Origin of the sequence: Halobacteriovorax sp. HLS (assembly GCF_004006665.1) — a bacterium.
GTDB lineage: Bacteria > Bdellovibrionota > Bacteriovoracia > Bacteriovoracales > Bacteriovoracaceae > Halobacteriovorax.
Map to the genome: position 1 here is coordinate 18,478 of NZ_QOCL01000013.1, position 18,928 is coordinate 37,405.

20 protein-coding genes are annotated in these 18,928 nt (G+C 35.3%); 10 read left to right on the forward strand and 10 right to left on the reverse strand.

The window, feature by feature from the left end; genetic code table 11:
• The first annotated feature begins 50 nt into the window (after positions 1–50).
• Positions 51–494, forward strand: a complete 444-nt coding sequence (locus tag DPQ89_RS13415; protein WP_370351050.1) for a PaaI family thioesterase — start codon at positions 51–53, stop codon at positions 492–494.
• Between the two features lie 14 nt (positions 495–508).
• Here the strand turns inward: DPQ89_RS13415 and deoC are convergent, their stop codons facing one another.
• Positions 509–1,171 carry a deoxyribose-phosphate aldolase gene (gene deoC, locus DPQ89_RS13420; protein WP_127717541.1) on the reverse strand — a complete coding sequence of 221 codons (663 nt, stop codon included), beginning with the start codon at positions 1,169–1,171 and terminating at the stop codon, positions 509–511.
• Positions 1,172–1,257: 86 nt separating this feature from the next.
• Between deoC and DPQ89_RS13425 the strand changes: the two genes are divergently transcribed.
• From DPQ89_RS13425 to DPQ89_RS13435, 3 genes are all read left to right on the forward strand, one after another.
• Positions 1,258–2,202 carry a sensor histidine kinase KdpD gene (locus DPQ89_RS13425; RefSeq protein ID WP_127717542.1) on the forward strand — a complete coding sequence of 315 codons (945 nt, stop codon included), beginning with the start codon at positions 1,258–1,260 and terminating at the stop codon, positions 2,200–2,202.
• The gene (locus DPQ89_RS13430) at positions 2,199–2,921 is read left to right on the forward strand and encodes a response regulator transcription factor (protein WP_127717543.1); all 723 of its coding nucleotides are present in this window, start codon (positions 2,199–2,201) and stop codon (positions 2,919–2,921) included. Before DPQ89_RS13425 ends, DPQ89_RS13430 begins: the two co-directional genes overlap by 4 nt.
• A 115-nt stretch (positions 2,922–3,036) precedes the next feature.
• Complete coding sequence (locus DPQ89_RS13435) at positions 3,037–3,804, forward strand: enoyl-ACP reductase (RefSeq protein ID WP_127717544.1); 768 nt, start codon at positions 3,037–3,039, stop codon at positions 3,802–3,804.
• Between the two features lie 42 nt (positions 3,805–3,846).
• Here the strand turns inward: DPQ89_RS13435 and DPQ89_RS13440 are convergent, their stop codons facing one another.
• Positions 3,847–4,743: a hypothetical protein gene (locus DPQ89_RS13440; RefSeq protein WP_127717545.1), complete on the reverse strand. Its 897-nt coding sequence runs from the start codon at positions 4,741–4,743 to the stop codon at positions 3,847–3,849.
• Positions 4,744–4,800: 57 nt separating this feature from the next.
• Here DPQ89_RS13440 and DPQ89_RS13445 point away from each other — a divergent pair, with 57 nt between their 5' ends.
• The 3 genes from DPQ89_RS13445 to DPQ89_RS13455 are packed head-to-tail and all read left to right on the forward strand — an operon-like array spanning position 4,801 to position 7,700.
• The gene (locus DPQ89_RS13445) at positions 4,801–5,712 is read left to right on the forward strand and encodes a YihY/virulence factor BrkB family protein (protein WP_127717546.1); all 912 of its coding nucleotides are present in this window, start codon (positions 4,801–4,803) and stop codon (positions 5,710–5,712) included.
• Complete coding sequence (locus DPQ89_RS13450) at positions 5,712–7,235, forward strand: TerB family tellurite resistance protein (RefSeq protein ID WP_127717547.1); 1,524 nt, start codon at positions 5,712–5,714, stop codon at positions 7,233–7,235. Before DPQ89_RS13445 ends, DPQ89_RS13450 begins: the two co-directional genes overlap by 1 nt.
• A gap of 60 nt (positions 7,236–7,295) precedes the next feature.
• Positions 7,296–7,700, forward strand: coding sequence for a hypothetical protein (locus DPQ89_RS13455; protein WP_127717548.1), 405 nt, complete (start codon positions 7,296–7,298; stop codon positions 7,698–7,700).
• A gap of 16 nt (positions 7,701–7,716) precedes the next feature.
• Here DPQ89_RS13455 and DPQ89_RS13460 read toward each other — a convergent pair whose 3' ends face one another.
• The 8 genes from DPQ89_RS13460 to DPQ89_RS13495 are packed head-to-tail and all read right to left on the reverse strand — an operon-like array spanning position 7,717 to position 15,662.
• On the reverse strand, positions 7,717–8,013 hold the full coding sequence (locus DPQ89_RS13460; protein ID WP_127717549.1) for a DUF4286 family protein: 297 nt from the start codon (positions 8,011–8,013) through the stop codon (positions 7,717–7,719).
• Positions 8,014–8,030: 17 nt separating this feature from the next.
• Entirely contained in the window at positions 8,031–9,296 is a 1,266-nt protein-coding gene (locus DPQ89_RS13465) for a coproporphyrinogen-III oxidase family protein (protein ID WP_127717550.1), read from the reverse strand.
• A complete protein-coding gene (locus tag DPQ89_RS13470) occupies positions 9,297–10,334 on the reverse strand; it encodes a uroporphyrinogen decarboxylase family protein (protein WP_127717551.1) in 1,038 nt (345 codons plus the stop codon).
• 17 nt (positions 10,335–10,351) lie between these two features.
• Positions 10,352–11,047 (reverse strand): response regulator transcription factor, encoded by a 696-nt coding sequence (locus tag DPQ89_RS13475; protein WP_127717552.1) that lies wholly within the window; start codon positions 11,045–11,047, stop codon positions 10,352–10,354.
• The gene (locus DPQ89_RS13480) at positions 11,040–11,930 is read right to left on the reverse strand and encodes a sensor histidine kinase KdpD (RefSeq protein ID WP_127717553.1); all 891 of its coding nucleotides are present in this window, start codon (positions 11,928–11,930) and stop codon (positions 11,040–11,042) included. Before DPQ89_RS13480 ends, DPQ89_RS13475 begins: the two co-directional genes overlap by 8 nt.
• A 1-nt stretch (position 11,931) precedes the next feature.
• A complete protein-coding gene (locus DPQ89_RS13485) occupies positions 11,932–13,206 on the reverse strand; it encodes a glutamate-1-semialdehyde 2,1-aminomutase (RefSeq protein WP_370351052.1) in 1,275 nt (424 codons plus the stop codon).
• A gap of 4 nt (positions 13,207–13,210) precedes the next feature.
• On the reverse strand, positions 13,211–14,743 hold the full coding sequence (gene hemC, locus DPQ89_RS13490; protein WP_164848414.1) for a hydroxymethylbilane synthase: 1,533 nt from the start codon (positions 14,741–14,743) through the stop codon (positions 13,211–13,213).
• The gene (locus DPQ89_RS13495) at positions 14,736–15,662 is read right to left on the reverse strand and encodes a hypothetical protein (RefSeq protein ID WP_164848416.1); all 927 of its coding nucleotides are present in this window, start codon (positions 15,660–15,662) and stop codon (positions 14,736–14,738) included. Before DPQ89_RS13495 ends, hemC begins: the two co-directional genes overlap by 8 nt.
• Positions 15,663–15,821: 159 nt before the next feature.
• Between DPQ89_RS13495 and DPQ89_RS13500 the strand changes: the two genes are divergently transcribed.
• From DPQ89_RS13500 to DPQ89_RS13510, 3 genes are all read left to right on the forward strand, one after another.
• Positions 15,822–16,169 (forward strand): hypothetical protein, encoded by a 348-nt coding sequence (locus DPQ89_RS13500; protein WP_127717557.1) that lies wholly within the window; start codon positions 15,822–15,824, stop codon positions 16,167–16,169.
• Complete coding sequence (locus DPQ89_RS13505) at positions 16,170–17,747, forward strand: Na/Pi cotransporter family protein (protein ID WP_127717558.1); 1,578 nt, start codon at positions 16,170–16,172, stop codon at positions 17,745–17,747.
• A 109-nt stretch (positions 17,748–17,856) separates the two neighbouring features.
• Positions 17,857–18,918: an IMP dehydrogenase gene (locus DPQ89_RS13510; RefSeq protein ID WP_127717559.1), complete on the forward strand. Its 1,062-nt coding sequence runs from the start codon at positions 17,857–17,859 to the stop codon at positions 18,916–18,918.
• The last annotated feature ends 10 nt before the right edge of the window (positions 18,919–18,928 follow it).

An 18,928-nucleotide genomic window follows, 5' to 3' on the forward strand; every position in this document is an offset into this window, starting at 1 on the left:
TTGCACAGAATATTTTAAATCAAATACCTTCTAAGTACCGTGATACGGCAATGATTAGATTATTTGGTTTAATGAAAATACCACTACTTTTTTGGATTCGTCCTTCTGTTATAGAGCTAAGTGAGACACGTTGTGAAGTCAAAATTCCTCTCACTAGAAGAACTAAGAATCATTTAAATTCTATGTACTTTGGAGTTCTTGCTTGTGGTGCAGACTGTGCTGGTGGCCTTTCTGCTATGAAACAAATTGAACAATCTGGTAAGAAAGTTTCATTGGCCTTCAAAGAGTTTGATGCTAAGTTTTTAAAGCGTCCAGAAGCCGATACTCACTTTATATGTGAGCAAGGTGAAGAGATAAAGCAATTTGTTCAAAAAGTTCTAGCAAGTGACGAAAGGCATAATATGCCAGTAAAGATCATTGCCACTTGCCCTAAAAAACTTGGCGATGAGATTGTTGCTGAATTTACTCTAATGCTTTCTTTAAAAAAGAAGTAATTCAGCTTCAGACTCTAATAAGAGTCTGATACTTCTCCATTTATTATTTTAATTCCAGAACTTGTTCCAAGTCTATTCGCTCCAGCTGCTATCATTTCTTTGGCGGCCGCAAGATCTCTTACTCCACCAGATGCCTTAACGAGAACCTTCTCACTAACTGATGATTTCATAAGTTTTACATGATCTAGAGTTGCTCCACCTGTTGAGAAGCCAGTGGATGTTTTTACAAAACGTGCTCCGGCCTTTTCGCAAAGTTTGCAAGCTCTTATAATTTCTTCGTCATTTAAGAGACATGTTTCGAGGATTACTTTTACTGGTACGGATAGCGCCGCATCTACGACGGCCTTTATATCATTTAACACAAGTTCATCTTGCTTATCTTTTAGAGCACCAATGTTGATTACCATATCTACTTCACTTGCGCCTGCTTCAATGGCCGCATTAGTTTCAAATGCTTTGACACTACTTAGAGTTGCTCCCAATGGGAAGCCTATAACTGTACATACCCCAACGTCAGTTCCTCTTAATTGTTCGTAAGCTGTTTCAATCCAACTTGGGTTGATACAAACTGTAGCGAAATTATACTTCTTAGCTTCTAGGCATAGGTCTAGTATTTGCTGCCTTGTGGCATCTTGTTTTAAAAGAGTGTGATCAATATAGCTATTTATTTCTGACATATTTTTCTCCTGACACATATAAGTTACTTTATTGTAAAAGGAGTTGCAATTGGCATATTGAGTATTAATTTGCTAATTTATCCTTTATGAAATCATTTAAGTGGTACTTCCACCCAATATTTATTTTTACGTTCTCATTGATCGCTCTCATGACCTCTTTATTCATGTATATTCGATCCTACTTACAGGTAGATGATTCGATTCGATTATTTATTGCGAAAAATAACTTGGCCGAATCTCAACTATTACAGACTGATACTTGGGTAAATATTCTATTTCTTTCAATACTCGTTGCCATTATTTTGGCAGGAACTATCATCATTTTTGTCTACTATCAAAAAGTTATTCAACTCTATAGAATGCAACAGAATTTTATAAATGGATTTACCCATGAACTAAAGACTCCCATAGCTTCGATGAAGTTATTCTTAGATACTTTTAAAAAGCATGAACTTTCAAGGGAAGACCAACTTAAGTATTTGGAGTTTATGATTAGGGATACAGATAGACTTGCTGATAATGTTAATCAAATTCTTAACTTAGGAAAGATCGAAGAAAAGAATGCTGCTATAAATACAACAAAAGTTGAATTCTATGAATTTGTAGAAAGCTTTATTGCAAAGAATCCACACTTATTTGAAGAGTGTGAGATCAACGTTAAGAAGATTGATCATATCGAGTACTCTTCGGCCATAGATACTTCTTTAATGGAAATGGTTTTGATGAATATCATTACAAATGCTATTCGCTATAACGACTCCAAATCTCCTAAGATTGAAATTAAGTTTCGCTCACTTGGAAAGAAATTTGCTGTGGACTTTATTGACAATGGAATGGGAATCGATAAGAGCAATCATAAGAATATTTTTAAAAAGTTCTACCAAGTTGGAAAAACAACAAAAGGTAGTGGGCTTGGTCTATATTTGACTTCGCAAATTCTTAGATTACATAAAGGAAATGTCGAAGTTGACAGCTCTGGAAATGGACTTGGTTCAACATTTACGATCACTTTAAATCGAGAAGTATTATGAAAACTAAAATCTTAATAGTGGAAGATGAAAAGCATTTAGCAGAAGGATTGAAACTCAATCTCTTACTTGCTGGTCATGAAGTTGAATTGGCCGAAAATGGAATTATTGCTCTTAAGAAGTGGAGAGAGTGGTCACCAGATTTGATTCTTCTAGATATTATGATGCCGGGAATTGATGGAATAACTGTTTTAGAAGAAATTAGAAAAGAGAATGAGCGTCTACCAATTCTCATTCTTTCGGCCAAGGACGCATCGGTTGATAAGGTGAATGCTCTGGATAAAGGGGTTGATGATTACTTGGCAAAACCATTTGATTTGAATGAGCTAATGTTAAGAATTGAGAGACTTTTGAAGAGATCTCAATGGTCTGCTAAGTCTGAAAGTTCTGATGATAATATTCTTGATACTTTTGATGGGGACTCTTTTAGTTTTTCAAATATAGTAATAGATTTTAAACTACTAACGGCGACAGTTGATCAAAAGAAGATTCAATTAACTGAACAAGAAACGAAGCTTCTGAAGGTTTTTATATCTCATGTAGGAAGACCGGTTTCTAGAAAAGAGCTACTAGAAACAGCGTGGGGTTATGATGGAGAGACTTCCACTAGAACTGTAGATAATTTCATTGTTAGGTTCAGAAAATACTTTGAAAAAGATCCAAAGAATCCTAAATTCTTTAAATCACTTCGCTCTGTTGGTTATGTTTTTGATATTAAGTAATTGAAATGATTGACTAAAATGTATTGTGCGACTTGTTGCTCTTTGTGATTGTGATAATGATTAAGGCCTTGTAAACTTGTCGGGTTTAAACCAAGAAAAAACAAAGGATAAATATATGACTTTATTAGCTGGAAAAAAAGCGCTTATTTTAGGTGTGGCAAATGAGAGATCAATTGCATGGGGAATTGCAAGAGCGTTTAAAGATCAAGGTGCTCAAATTGGAATGACTTTTTTAAATGATGCTCTTAAAAAAAGAGTAGAGCCTTTAGCACAGGAAATTGGAGCAGACTTCTTAGTTGAAATGGATGTGACTAACGATGATCATTACCAAAGCCTTCACGATGCAGTTAAAGAGAACTGGGGAAAGTTTGATATTATTATTCACTCTCTAGCATTTGCTGATAAAGAAGACTTAAAGAAAAGATTTACTGATACTTCTAGAGAAGGTTTTAAAATGGCCTGTGATATTTCAGCATTTTCTTTAATTGGGATTTGTAATTCCCTAAAGCCTCTTCTTAATGAAGGAGCTTCAGTAGTTGCTTTAACGTATCACGGCTCTGTTAAAGTTCTAAAAGGTTACAATGTAATGGGTGTAGCTAAAGCTGCACTTGAATCGTCAACTAGATACCTCGCTGATGATTTAGGACCAGATGGAATTAGAGTTAATTGTATTTCTGCAGGACCTATTAGAACATTAGCAGCTAGTGGTGTTCCAGGACTTAAGGGATTTCTTAAAGATGTGGAAGAGAAAGCTCCACTTAGAAAGAATGTTAGTACTGAAGAAGTTGGGGGAGCCGCTGTGTTTCTTGCAAGTTCTCTAGGCTCAGGCGTAACAGGAGAAATCCTCTATGTTGATAGTGGCCTTAATATAATGGGTGCTTAATTTGTTAATTATAAAGGCCACAATTTGTGGCCTTTTTTATTCCTAGTAAATTGGAACTAGAAAATACTCTCTATAATCCCATCCTACAATTTCACATTGAATTTGAATTTCCCAAAAATTCGCGGGATACGAGGATAAGGAACTCTTATACTTTTCCTCGTTTGGAATAGCGATTATAGCGTTTAAACTTCTTTGACTAGATATCTCAGATCTCTTGTATTCTTTAGTTTCTTGGTAAACCTCTTTTAAAGAGATCGTTTTTTGATTCTTACTATTTTTCGTTTCATACTCTTCATAGTATCTCAAAGTTACAATTACATTATCGACGGTATCCTTGGGAGGTAAGCCAGTAAAGGTGACATTGAGCTCTTGGCCTAATTTAAAAGGAAATTGGTTATACTTTAGGTAGGCCTTTCCATAGCGAATTCTTTTACTAATCATTGTGTAGAACCACATTAGAATCAGGATAGCAAAGAAACTCATGACGTAAAAAGGGATTTTAAAATTAGCTCTATCGACAAAGCCAATCCAATAAGTAATGGCCCAGAGACCTAGTACGATTGAGAAACCTAAAATATGGCCTATAATACTATTTTGACTTCTGCTTTCGATGCCTCTTCGATTCCACTTATAGTCCCATAGCCATGGACTATTGAATTGTCTTCTTCTTTGCTTTTCTAAATTCTTCTTTGCAGCAAGCTTAGTAATGCCTTGGATAAGTACTGAAAGTCCAGCGAGAAAGAAAATAGAACCAGCTATTGCGACAATTTCTTTTGGTGCATTCATTTTTACTTCAGCGTTAATAAGGCCGAATGAAACACCAATGATTATGGTTCCAGTAAATAAAAAGATTAATGAGAATAGAATAAATCCGACTGGAGACATATTGGCAGTTGAGATTGCCTGCTGACTTTTGAATGAGCTTTTAGAAATTTTCATAATGTAATAATTGTAACAAAAATCTCAAGAATAACTCATAATTTCCGATAGTTAAGTATGTCTAAAATCAAGAGTCTCAGTGATTACGGTGAGTTAGCTGAGAAGAAAAGTTACGATACATTTAAAATAATTGTCACTAGATTAGTGCAGGGACTTTTTCTATTTAAAAAAAGAAAAGGCGAAGTTATCGCAGGTGCCTCAACTTTTTTTACTCTACTAAGCTTTGCTCCTGTTTTACTTATATTTATAAGTCTCTTAGGTGTTGTTCTTTCAGATAATGCAACGGCAAGAGATTATGTCATGGGACTTATTAGTGAGTCCTTTCCTAGAGTAGATAAGTGGCTCTATAGTAGTCTTGAAAATGTGATCAATAATCAACTTCATGACCATAGTTTTGGCTTCATAGAATTACTCTTTTTAGCATTTACTTCTATGGGGATATCAACTTCAATTGTATTTGGTATTAATATTATTTCGAAGGTTGACCCAGATGGTGGTCTTCTAGGAGATGATATTAGATCATTTATTACTGGACTTGGAATTACTTTCTATATTGTTTTACTTGTCTGTCTTGGACAGCATGGGCCTTTGCAGGAGATTATTAAGTCCTTACCTTATGGTAAAGGTTTTGTATTTCTCTTTCAAAATAGTATCGCTAGTTCAATCTTTTCATTTATCTTCTTTTCTCTATTTTATAAATGGTGTCCGTCTATAAAAATAAAGTATCGGGACGCATTTTTAGGAGGAGCTACATTCGTTATGAGCTTTCTAGTGGGAAGAAGCTTTTATTGGCTCTATTTAAAATTCTTTAAAGAAGATCTTATTAAGGACTATGGAGAGTTTACAAACTTTATGATCGCTCTGATATGGGTGTATTTCTTGCTGTGTTGTTTTTACTATGGTGCCAGTGTGGCGTATTCAGCAAATGTGAAACTCTTTGAGAAACCGAAGAAGAAAAGGAAATCATAATGGAAATTATATCAAAATCTATATTTGCATTAATTGACTATTCAATGGACTGTCTACGGTTGGAATATCCAATTAGAGAAAAGTATTTAAAATATCTAACAAGTTATTATGAACTTGAAGAAGAGACTATTAGAAAGTGGTCTAAAGTAGGTAAAGGCCTTGACTATTATACTTTTAAAGATTGGATTGCTAAAGATAATAGATTTAAAAAAGTAGATAAAGAATTAGAGCTTTCAGTCTATGGTGATATTTCATACTACCATGATATAGGAGCAATTATCTCATGCGTTCTAGAAAATAGTTATGAACAGCTTATTCAACTCTACCAGTGTTTGGGTCTTCTTGTACTAGTTGATAAAAAACGTATCACAAAGAGAATTGATTACTTAAATTGGTGTGGACGTGCTCTTTGTCTTGATGAAGAGGATTGTGCCATTATTAGAGAAAGTATTTTAATTGAATTTAAGTTAGATTTTAACGATCAAAAGCTCGATATATTTAAAAAGAAGTCTATCTTCGTACAAGGGGTTTCAATGGCCCTCGTTTCAGATGAGATTATTGATGATCATGAGACGAAATTTCTTGATCATCTTTCAAGCAAACTGAATTTAGATTTTGAACAAGATGGGCTATCGCTCTATCTTAAGTATTTAACGCAGGAACTTTTTGCTGAAGATAAGCAAAGTGTCGCAAAAATAGCTGCATTTCTATTGCATCTAATCGGTTGTGATGAAGATATTAGCAAGTCCGAAATTAAATGGTTTAAGAAGATGGTCGGCCCTATGAACCTTGAACGTGTTAAGCAGTTTATGGACTCAGATAAAAGTCAGTTACTGAGATCTTTATCAGCAAACGAATTATGCTTAACCTATATTTTAGCTCTTGAAGTCTCTTTGGCAGACCTTGAAATTCATGCAAGTGAACGCTACTGGCTAGACGAAATTAAAAGTTGTTTCTCTCCAGGATTTGAAGTCTCTAAAGAGCTCTATTTTATCTTCTTAAGTGTAGCTGAGCGAAATCTCGCTTTTGTAAGTAAGTATAGAGATTACTTTGATTTTATTACTAATAAGTACAATGGACATAAGAAAGAAGATTTTAAGGTTTGGGTTTATGGACAAACTCTGAATGATTCGAAAATAAATTATTCCGATCTATTTAGTACTTTATTCAATGAAGAACTAGAACTTACAAGTATGGATCAATTAGACTTTCTTGTGCAAATTTCGTCACCACTAATTAACTATAAGAGTAATGAAGTTCTTATGAGAAATTATAAGCTCATGGCCAAATTATATTTTGAGTCAAATGTGGAGGGCTTCTATAGTGAACTACTCATTTGTGAACTTTTAAAGATCTCACTGATCGATGGTGTTATTGAAGAGCTAGAAGATGACTTTATTCGCGCTCTGCAGTATAGATTTAGTGTCTCTGAGTCATCAATCTTTGATGTGATCTTCTATACATCCTTTCTTTTAGGAAGACAGATAAGTCTAAGAGAGCGGGTTAATTACGATCATCTATAGCTTCTTTGACAATCAATATTGTTTTTGATCTCATATAGTAAATCACACTATGGAGATCATATGAAAAAGCTATTATTACTTTCACTTTTGTTTTTTTCTACTTTAACACTAGCTCAAGACCAGACAGATAAGAATGTATATCCATCTTACTGTTCAAATTACTCGTCAACGAATATTCCAGTAAGTTACAGTTTCTCAAGTTGTGTAAATAACAACTTCAATAGCTTCTCAAGAGAGTTAGATCACGGAATTTATCTATCTTATTGTTCAAATTTTGGAAATACTGTTAGCTTCTCTTATATTAATTGTATTAATAGTAACTTTAATACTCTCTCTAGAGAGCTCGACGGAATGTATCTTTCATACTGTAGCAACTTCTCTTCAACTGAGCTTTCTTTCTCATTCCAATCATGTGTAAATAGAAATAATGATCAAATTGCTTACGCGCTAAATAGAAGAGATTAATTCATTAAGAGGGAGTTTAAATATCTCCCTCTATTAAAACTCTTCTAGAAATTTTATACTTACCCTTTAAGTTCTCACTTACTTTACTGCGCATACTTGGCGCAATATTTAGTAGGTAATTATCTAATGAAACTTTGGAATCAAATAGGTAACGGATACAAATAACCTTCTGCTCTAAAACCTCTACATTAAAGATCTTAGCGTCACTTATGCCTTTAACTTTAAGCATTTCATTAATATGTTCTTTGAGCCATTTGAGGTATTGGTCAAGTACATCGGTTTCAATTTGAATAGTTACTTCATACTCAATCATTAATATCTCATCTATTACTAATTATAAACAAAGCTCTCAATTGTCTGGCAGATTGTTCTTAGAAAGTGCTTTCCAGTTTCTGTTATTAGGTACTTTTGATCTCTTAGTTCAATAAGCTCATTATTTTCTAAGTAGGTTAGGTTCTTTAGAAGATAGTCTTTATTTTCACCTAGGGCCATGACCTCTTCTAGAACAAATTCATATTCACAGGTTAATTTTAAGAAAATCTCTTCGAGCTTAGTTTCAAGTTCATTTTTCTTGTGTGAAATCTTGATAGTATTCTTGCTTATTAAATACTTGTCTAAAATTTTATCGTTTTGGAATAGAATCCCGTTAAAATTTGAAATGGCCGAAACACCAAGACCTAGTACGGAATAAGTTTTATTAGTTGTATAACCCATTATATTTCTAGAATGAGAATTTCTAGATTTTGAATAATGTCCCATTCCTAAGAGCTGATAACCTCCAGCTTTTAGGGCCTCATCAGATTCTAAGTAGAGATCGAACATCTCTTCGGTTTTTAATGTCTTATAGATACCAAAAGCATTTTGTGGACCTTTTTGCCAAGGAACTTTTGCTAGAGGGTAATTACAAATTCTTGTAGGAGATAACTCTAGTACTTGTTGTATCGTCTTTTTAAATGACTCACTTGTTTGAAAAGGAAGTCCATAAATAAGATCAAGAGATGTTTCGTTAAAACCTTCTTCTACTGCACAATTCATTGTTCTTTTAACATCATCAATAGTTTGAATACGGTTTACATTGTGTAGTGTTTTTTCGTCAAAGTCTTGAACACCAATGCTAATGGAATTAAAACCAAAAGAATTTAAAACTCTAAGTTGTTCTCTTTGCTCTAGTCTTGGGTCTGTCTCAACTGTTCCTTGGAAAGTCTCAGTCTTAGGAGTCTGATCTAAGATCGTTGCTATTAGTCTTTGTAATTGATGGGGGAGTAGACTCGTTGGAGTTCCTCCTCCTAGGAAGATAGAGTTTAAAACTAAATCAGGGATCTTTGCTTTATATTCTTTCCATTCGCTTAGAACCTTGTCGATATATTCATCAAACTGTGCCTTTTCTTTTGTAATTTTAATATTACAACCACAAAAAGTGCACAGGTTCTCACAATATGGAATATGTATATAGAGATCAACTTCTTTAGAATTTAACGACTTCAAAATCTCTTCACGCTCAAGTGAGTGTTCCCACTTTGGGAGAGAAGGATAGTAACTATACCTTCTCCCTGGAGAGTGAAAGTTGATTAAAAGTTGTTTAAGCTTTTCTTTCATTTAATATAAAAAATTCTCGTGGATATGTTTTACTGCATTTCTAACATTGTCCTGAGGCGTATGTTGTAGAACACCATGCCCAAGACCTGCAATCCATCTTTCAAAAGGTACGTTGGCATCATTAAGCTCTTGCCACCATGCTTTTAAATTTGCTTCGCAATGCTCCCATGGAAGGTGAAGCCAACTTGGGTCAAAGTTTCCTTGAATATAGTAATCTTTTCCAAGAGTATTTAATGCATTTCCAAGATCCATTCTCCAATCAACACCAAGAACATCAATATTGTCGTCTTCAATTGATTGTAGATATTCCATATGAGTTAATTTTGAGTAATAGATAACTTTCTTGTCAGGATACTTTGCTTTAAATGCTTTTGTTACGGCCTTTAGTGCTGGCAAGATGTATTTTTTGAAGTCTCTAATATGTAATTCTCCAACAGCAGTGTCGAATAGGCACATAGCATCTGCTCCACCTTCTGCTTGAATACACATATTTTCAACTAGCTCTGGAAGTAACTTCTCTACAAAGCCTTGGAAGCGTCCGTCGTAGAGACCAAGTTTAGAGCTCGTTAAATTTCCTGCATGCCCACCTTCTACTGCATATGCGTAAAGTGTAAATGGTGCACCAACAAATCCTAATAATGTTTTTTCAGGGGCAAGGGACTTTCTAAGAAGCGAACACGCATCTTTTTGAAATTTGTAGTACTCACTAGCAGGTTGTTTCGCATTAAGTACTTTTAGGTCTTCTAGTGTTTCAAGTCTCTTATCAAGAATCGGACCTGGGTTGTAGACTAGGCCCATATTTAATTGTTCTAAAGGAAAGAGAAGGTCTGAAAAGAGAATCGCAGCATCAAAACCAAAGTCATCAATTGGTCCATGTGTAATTTCATTTGCAAGTTCTGGGTTCTTACACATCGTCATGAAATCAGAATTCTTCTTAATTCCCTGATAGTGGTCGTGATATCTTCCCGCCTGTCTCATAAACCAAACTGGTACTCCAGTTTTCCCATTAACTTGTGTTCTGTCGTTAAATAATCCCATAGTTTTCCTCTTATTTATTACTTGTTTATAACAAGCTTGTATCCGATTCCTCGGATACTTTTAATTTCTAAAATATTTTCTTTGGATGAATCGCACCACTTTCTTAGTGACACAATGTAGTTATCTACTGTTCTGTTTGATGGAAATTTATCCTCTCCCCAAACTTTCTCAATAATTTGTTCTCTGGTCGTTGCCTCATTCTCCCTGCTAAGTAGAAAGTGCAGAATGGAGCACTCTTTTTGAGAAATCGCCTGAATTTCTCCTTGTCCATTTTGTACTTCAAAACTTTTAAACCAAATTTTTAAATCTCCATAGACAAGCTCATCTGGAGTTTGTTCTTTAGAGTTTTGATTTTCAAGAATCCTGCCTAAACGAAGTACTAGCTCTTTTAAGGCAAATGGCTTCGTAATATAGTCTTCTGCTCCAATTTCTAGACCTTCAACTCTCGTTTCTGGATCATTTTGAGCTGAGAGGAATAATAGAACAAAGTCCTTTCTATCTTTTCTAAAATCTCTTGCGATATCAAGACCACTGTCATCTGGCAGACCAATATCCATGAGGACTATTTCTGGGTTGTGTTGCTGAAAAAGCTCTCTTGCAATAGCGCCAGTCGTTGCCAAGTGACAAGTATGACCGAGACTATTGAGGTATTCTTGTAGTGTAATACCTAAGTTCTTCTCATCTTCTACTATCAGAATATTACCATTAATCATTGATGTACCTTTGGAAGTAAAGTCTTGTCATGAGGGATGGCTCATTGGAAAAAATAGCATCTCCATTCATAAGCTTCATAAATTTCTTTATTAAGTATAGACCAATTCCTGATCCTTTCTTGCTGTCATGTTTATAGAATAGTTCTCCCAATCTACTTACTTGACCATCAAAAGTTCCATTGTCGCTATAGGCGAGGATTACTTTGTCACCTTCATCCGATAGAACTATTTTGACATTCTTTGACTTAGAGTGATTTTTTGTATTTTCAATCAAGTTCTTAACTATAATCTCTGTTGCGAACTCATCGGCATAAACCTCTGAATCAGTTTTTGATTCAATGGAGATTTCCATTTCATAGTTCAGTGACTTAATAACTTTGTTTATTAGAGGCGCAAGTTCAACAGCTGTTGAGTTTAATTTTCCACCTCTTTCAAGTCTTGAAAGCTGAAGAATCTTGTCCATTTGAACTTCTAAGTTTGTTGTATCTTCGATAAGTCTCTTTGTTAAATTTTCAAGAGGTTTACCTTGAGCAAGATCAGTTATGACTTCTGATTGTAATCTGATACTTGCTAGAGGAGTTTTTAATTCATGAGTTAAGCTCGCAAAGAAATCTTGTAGCGCCTTCGTTTTCTTTCTGTCCTTTAAATAGACGATAAGAAAACTGAAGCTTAGTAGCAGCATAAAGATAATAAAAGTTGAAATTTCCCACTTCAACATTCTTACAATACTAGGCTTAACTCCCAATTCAGGATTTGCTAAAAAGAAAGTTTCCAACTTAAGAGCATAAGTCGATAATAGATAAAACCACCACGCACCAAGTGCCGTGGAGGTCGCTATTATCAGTGAAGTGAGAATGAGCAGTAGGTTACTTTCTTTTTTCAACTTAGTTCCACAATCTCTTTTCTAACTCTGCAATAAGCTCATCATTGTGTGCCATACTTGTAAAACCAACTTCATAAGCATTAGGCGATAAGTAGATTCCTTTATTTAATAATACTTCAAATAATGGATTAAATTTTTCTGTAATATCTGTTGGTATTTTATCAACACAATTAATTTCTTCTCCTGGAACAATCCAGAAGAGTGAACTGTGAGAAATCAGCGAATAATGAGAGAATTGACCATCATTATATTCATTTAACCACTTCTTAAAGAGGGTAACAATTTTCTGTGTATATCCGTTAACTATAGCGTAATTCTCATCCACCATTTGAGTTAAAGTCTCTAGACCTCCAACCATTGCAAGAGGGTTAGCACTAAGTGTTCCGGCCTGATAGACGTCACCAAGTGGTGCTAAGTTTTGCATAATTTCTTTTTTGGCAGCAATCGCTCCAACTGGTAAACCACCACCGATAATTTTTCCGTAAGTCACGATATCTGGAGTAATTCCTGTTAACTCGGCCATTCCACCAAAAGCAACTCTAAAACCAGAGATTACTTCATCAAAGATGAGAAGAGAGTTATTATCTTTTGTAATTTGTCTTAGAAATTCTAAGAAGCTCTTGTCTTGAATAAGTAGACCATTGTTTGCCGGAAGTGGTTCAACAATAATCGCAGCGATCTGGTCTTTATGATCTTTAAAGCAATTAATAATACCTTCTTTATCACCTAATTCTAAAATAAGAGTATCTTGGGCGGTTCCTTCAGGAACTCCTGCACTTGAGGCCGCACTTGTTCCGGCCAGACCAGAGCCAGCTTTGATTAACATACTATCAACATGTCCGTGATAGCAGCCATTGAATTTAATAATCTTATTCTTCTTTGTGGCTCCTCTGGCCAGACGTAATGCCGTCATAACTGCCTCTGTTCCGGAGTTAACAAAACGAATTTGATCCACAAATTTCAACCTAGAAAGTAGATAGTCCGCCAAATCAAGAGAGTAGGGCTCACAAGCTCCGTAGCTCCATCCTCTTGAAAGAGCGCTCACTAGTTTCTGTTCAACTGCTGTATTCTTGTGACCTAGGATTAGTGGTCCAAAACTCATACAGAAATCAATATAATTATTTCCTTCAGTATCATATATATATGCACCGTCTGCCTTTTCCACAAAGCGAGGTGTCGTGTGTAGACCTTTAAAGCTTCTAACAGGAGAGTGAACTCCTCCTGGAACTAATTCTTTAGATTTATTAAATAACTCATTTTGATTTCTCATTTCTATACCTTTACTTTAACCAGTCTCTAAATTCAGCAAGCCCACTAAAAGGTCTAACTGAGATATTATTTTCTTTAAATTTTGTTAATGTTTTTCCAAGTCCACAGCAGTGGTACTTGTCTTCGATTGAAGGAACAAGTTTGATAAAATCTTGGTATTGCGGATAACTTGTCCAATAGAATATATCGCACTCTTCTAGCTGGGTCTTATACTCTTGTGAAATTTCAGAAAGTTCACGCGAGTAGCTTGCAACGACTTCTCCTATTTCAGAACTGGCACTATCATGAGAGAGAACTTTTAAGTTTGTTTTCGTTCTCATTTGCTGAATGCACTTTGAATTTCTTAAGTTTTCAAGTTCAACTTCTCCGAGGGAGTCACTTGTACCATTTACCCAAAAGCCATTCTTTACAAGTGCTTCCATCGTTTTTGTTCCTGCTGCCCAAAGGTTTTCGATCTTATCGAATTTCTTTGCCGCCTCTATGCAGTAAGAGCTTGTGACGAAAAGATCACAAACTTGATCATTATTAGGAATCTCAATATCGGTTTTTTGAGATAGTTCATCACTTAATGTTCTTTCTAGAGTATTTTTTGATTTTGGTAGTCCTACGAAAGTCTTTTTTGAGTTCCCTTCAAATGTAGTGGCCACATTCTCTAGTTTCATCTCACTAATTGGACCTTTCTCTGTTGTACCTTGATGAATGTGAAGGTAGGTATCCTCAAACTTTCTAACGTTGATACCAACGGCCAAGTGACAACCACCTCCGTAACTTGCAAAGGCCGATCTCTCTCTTATAATTTCAGAAACTGTGTCTTCATGCTCTACTTTCTTAAGCATTTCTAGCATCTCAGAGTTAGTTTCTAAGCACTCAATACCAAGTGCTCCTTGAGATGCAGCACTTGGAAAGACAGTTTGAGGAAGAATCATATAATTTAAGTCTTTTAAAAGAACTTTTAATTGTTCCAGTGAGCTATCTGTAAGGGCCAGTCTTTCGATACCAGGTAACGCAAGAACAACAGCATCGTAATCACCGTCAACAAGCTTTTGGATTCTGGTATTCACGTTTCCTCTGAGCATCTTTGTTTTTACATTAAGAGTGTTTTTACTTGGAATAAATCTATGTAGATGTTTTTCTAAATTCGTAATCCTTCTAGGCGAAGATGTTCCTACCACAAACTCAGACATTTCATTTAGTTTTGCAATGGTCTCATTTCTTATAAAGAGAATATCGTGGGCATAGGTTCTCTTTGTAACTGCACCAAGCTTTATTCCCTCAGGTCTCTCGCTACCTAGGTCTTTATAGGAGTGTACAACTAAATCAACTGCTTCTGTAAGCAGAGCGTGATCAAGTTCTTTAGTAAAGAAGTCTTTACCATCTAGTTGCCATAGAGGTTTATCAACTATGAGGTCTCCTTGAGTCTTAATAACTTCAAGCTCAAACTTCTCTCCGGTAACTCTTTCGAGTTCGTCTTTGATTTGGTTGCATTGAGTGAGGGCAAGTAAGCTTCCTCGAGTTCCGATTTTAAAAGTTTTCTGATTAGGCAAATTGAAGTTCCTCCCAGCCAAAAGGAAAGCTGAGAGCAAATGAGTTCTTACGTTTTGTTACCAGATCTTCAATCGCCGCGTGTGCTTTTTCTACTTTCTGCTGTTTTTTCTGATTTAATGTTTCACCGTATTTGAAAATATCCTCAAGTCGATAAACATTTTGTTCAACTGAATAGCTTGTTTCTAGCACAGAAGGAGAGCCTAAATCAATGAATAGTCCACTTGATTTGTTGGCCGACCAGGTTTGGAAAAAAATGTGATTAAAGATAATCGAGTCCGTTCCAATTGTATTTAAAATGAATGGGTGATTAGTCCAATTTTCTTTATTTTCCCAAGGGACAGACTCTATATTTATTTGTGGATATTTTTCAATTAATTGTTGTACTTTCTCAGTAGATCTCGCAGTAATACAAATTTCATATTTCCTCGCGAGTAACTTAATTAAGTCTTCTGCAAGACTTCCTGAACCCACAATGAGAACCTTTGCAGATGAAGCTCTTTGCATGATCAGCTTTCTAGAAATTCCTGCATATGTTTGTTGACCGATTTCTTTTAAGAAAGTAGTTCTAATTTTCTTTGCATCCTTGAATAACTTCTCAAGAATAGACATAATTTGTGAGTTAGTGTTTCCAGATTGTAGATATTCAGAGTATGATTTTTTAAATTGCGATGTAATTTCATTCTCACCAAGTAGTTTGCTCTTTAAACCACAAATAGTCTCAAGTAGATAGGAATAGGCTTCTTCTGCCACATAAGTTTCCATGTCGTTGATGCAATCTTTTAAGTGATGAAAAGGAACAAAGTTAAATCCTAGAACTAAAGTTCTTTGACAAGTTTCAAGGATAAACAATTCCCCGAAATTTGGTTTTTCAATTCTTGTTCCTGCCGGAAGATTTATAACTTTCAATCCACTTATCATTCTTTGATCCAATTTGATAAACTTGTTGTCGCTATGCGCTGTAAATAAGGTATATACCAATATAACCAAAGGTTTGCACATTTTTGTCACGGATTTGTAGAAATGAAATATTTTTCAAATTGTTTCACATACCTAACTTTCTTTGCTAAATATTACGCCATGAGAAAAGTAATAGATAATAAGCACGAAAATGTTGATGGGCCTTTCTGGGAGAGGTGGTCTAGTGCATTCTATGCATTTGTTTTAAGAATTACTCCAATTTTCGTCAAAAATGCTTTTATTAAATTAGATAGAAAAATTGATGGTGGCTTAAGTTTCTTTTTTAAGCACTATGGTAAGACTCCTTTTATGATCGCAATGAGTAAAAAAGTTCAATACTTAGGTATTGAGAAATTATGGAATAAAGGCCCAAAAGCTTTTATTTATTTTTTTCTATTTTACTTAGTTCGCGATACAATTTTGTATATTATTATACCGATCTTTTTTGCGAGGATGACTACAGTCTAAATGATAACTGACTTTATTAATCAAAACTGGACATTACTTGGTGGTATTGGTTTTTTCATTTTCGCCATTAACTTTCTAGTTCATTCGATGCAATCCCTTTCAGGAAAAATGATTCGCGGACTTCACGCCAAGTCTGATATTAATAATACAACTTCCTTGGGTATAGGCTTTATTAGTGGCGCTAGTGTTCTTAGTGTTTCTTCATGTACAAATATGATCGTCGGCCTAGTAAATTCAGGAATTGTTAATTTTAAAAACTCTGCAATATTGATAATGGGAATAAATATTGGAGCAAGTCTCTTTCCTTGGTTGCTAACTTTCGATTTAGGGAATTGGTCATATTTGTTTATATTTGCGGGGGCAATGGGTCATTACTTCATAAGAACTCTGGTTGTACGACTTGTTTCTAGAGTTATTCTGAGTATTGGAATGCTTTATTTAGGTCTAAATCTTTCTGTGAATTTCTTCTCTTCTGACCATTTGCTAAATATTGAATTTCTAATGAATACGGGCTTTCTCTATCTTCTTATTTCATTTATTGCAGGTGCCTTAGTTTCATACCTTCTGAACAGTACGGCCTTGTTAGTTGGAATTTTTATGGCCTTTTTCTACACTCATAGTATTTCCGTTGAAATTGCTTGTGCGATTTTACTGGGAGCTAATCTAGGGCCTAGTTTTAAGCTCTACCTTAATTCATTACAGGGGAATATAGATGGTTCTAGAACGGCCCTTTTCAATATACTCTTAAATGGTGCACCAGTTCTGCTATACTTGTTACTACTTAGTTATTATGGAAGACACTTACACTTCTTCGAAGATATGATGGGAACAGTTTTTGTTCTTCCAGTATTCTATACATCAATTCAGATTTTAAATGCTCTATTCGCAACGATCTTCTATAGATTTTTAGAAAATAGTATTCATCAATATATTAAAACTCCGAATGTAAAAATACCTCAAAAGTTAATAAGTTTTGGAGGCTCAAGATCAATGGTTCCCGCAACAAGCTTGTGGCAGGCCAATAGAGAGCTTAAGAAGTTAAAAAGTATCTTAGATCGTATGTTTACTAGTTCGAGTGATTATATTCAAACTCTCGAAGGGCATCCAAAGGCCTTGGCGCGTATTAAAAAATATGAAGATGTCACCGATAGAATAAATAGTGAAATGGTAGATTACGTTGAAGACCTGATTGAACATTCTTTAAACGCTCATCAGTCTAGAGAATGTTTGAAGTTATTAAATACTTCGAGAGAATTTGAAAATATCGCAGACTATATCAATAAGTTTGTAACCTATAAGACAACTCTTTCTATAAATAATGAAATTACCGAGGAGCAATTACAAATAGTTTCGGAACTATTTAATGAAGCTCATTCGCTATTTTATAGCTCTTGTCAGTCCCTAACTGGTGTTGAAAAAATGGACCCAATTGTTATGAGAGACCTGTCGCAAGAGTTTAAGAGTAAGTGTGAAGAGGTTCGCTTTACACTCGCAAGTGGGAACTTGGTTTTTTCAGATATGATCTTTGCGCTTCGCAAAATTCGCTCTCATAGTTATCGACTCTTTGTTGAATTATAAAGAATTAAATGGATTAAATTCCTTTTGCGCTCTTTGTCAATCATTGTAATACAAACAATTCCAATGTATTTTTAGCTTACACAACACAATTCATATTTTGGAGATCATGATGGAACTCGTTTTTAATGCACAACAAATTCTTAGACGAAGTAAAGGACTAACTTTTGATGACGTACTTATGATTCCACGTCATTCGGAAATTGCCTCTAGAACTATTCCAAGTTTAAAGACCTTAGCAACTAAGAATCACTCAATTGATATACCAATTATTTCAGCAAATATGGACACTGTTACAGGTGTTGAGATGGCCTGTGCGATGGCAAAGCTTGGTGGGATGGGAATACTCCATAGATTTATGACACCAGAAGAGCAAGTAGAAGATGTAAAACTAATTCAAAAATATATTTCAGACAATGGACTAAAGTCTCCAGTAGCGGCTTCCATTGGAGTGAAAGAAGAAGGAAAGAAGAGGGCCTCTCTTCTTGCTGATCTTGGCGTCGACATATTAACAATTGATATTGCTCATGGTGATTCAGTTATGATGTTAGAGACTCTTGAGTATGTAAAAAAGACATGGCCTCATATCGATGTGATTGCTGGTAATGTTGCTACTGGTGATGGTGTTAAAAGAATGATTGACCTTGGTGCCGATGCTGTAAAGGTTGGAATTGGTCCAGGTTCTATGTGTACGACTCGAATTATAACAGGTCATGGAGTTCCTCAGCTATCTGCAATCGCAATGTGTGTTGAAGAAGCTGTAAAGCATGGTGTGCCTGTGATTGCTGATGGAGGAATTAAAACTTCTGGTGATATCGTTAAGGCCCTAAGCGCTGGTGCTCAAACAATTATGGCCGGATCTCTTTTGGCCGCAACTCTTGAGACTCCTGGAGAGTTAAAAGGTGGGATGAAGCAATATAGAGGAATGGCGTCTAAGGCCGCTCAAGTTTCTTGGAGAGGAGAGCTTCCTAAGGGAATGGCCGCAGAAGGTGTAGATACACTTGTTCCTTGTAAAGGACCAGCTGAGGACGTTATTATGGAACTTACAGGTGGTCTAAGATCTGGAATGACTTACCTAGGTGTTGATAATATTCAGGCCATGAAAGAAGTTGCATTATTCATGGAGATGACATCATCTGGAATGACTGAATCTAAACCACATGGAAAGAACTAAGGTTTTAATT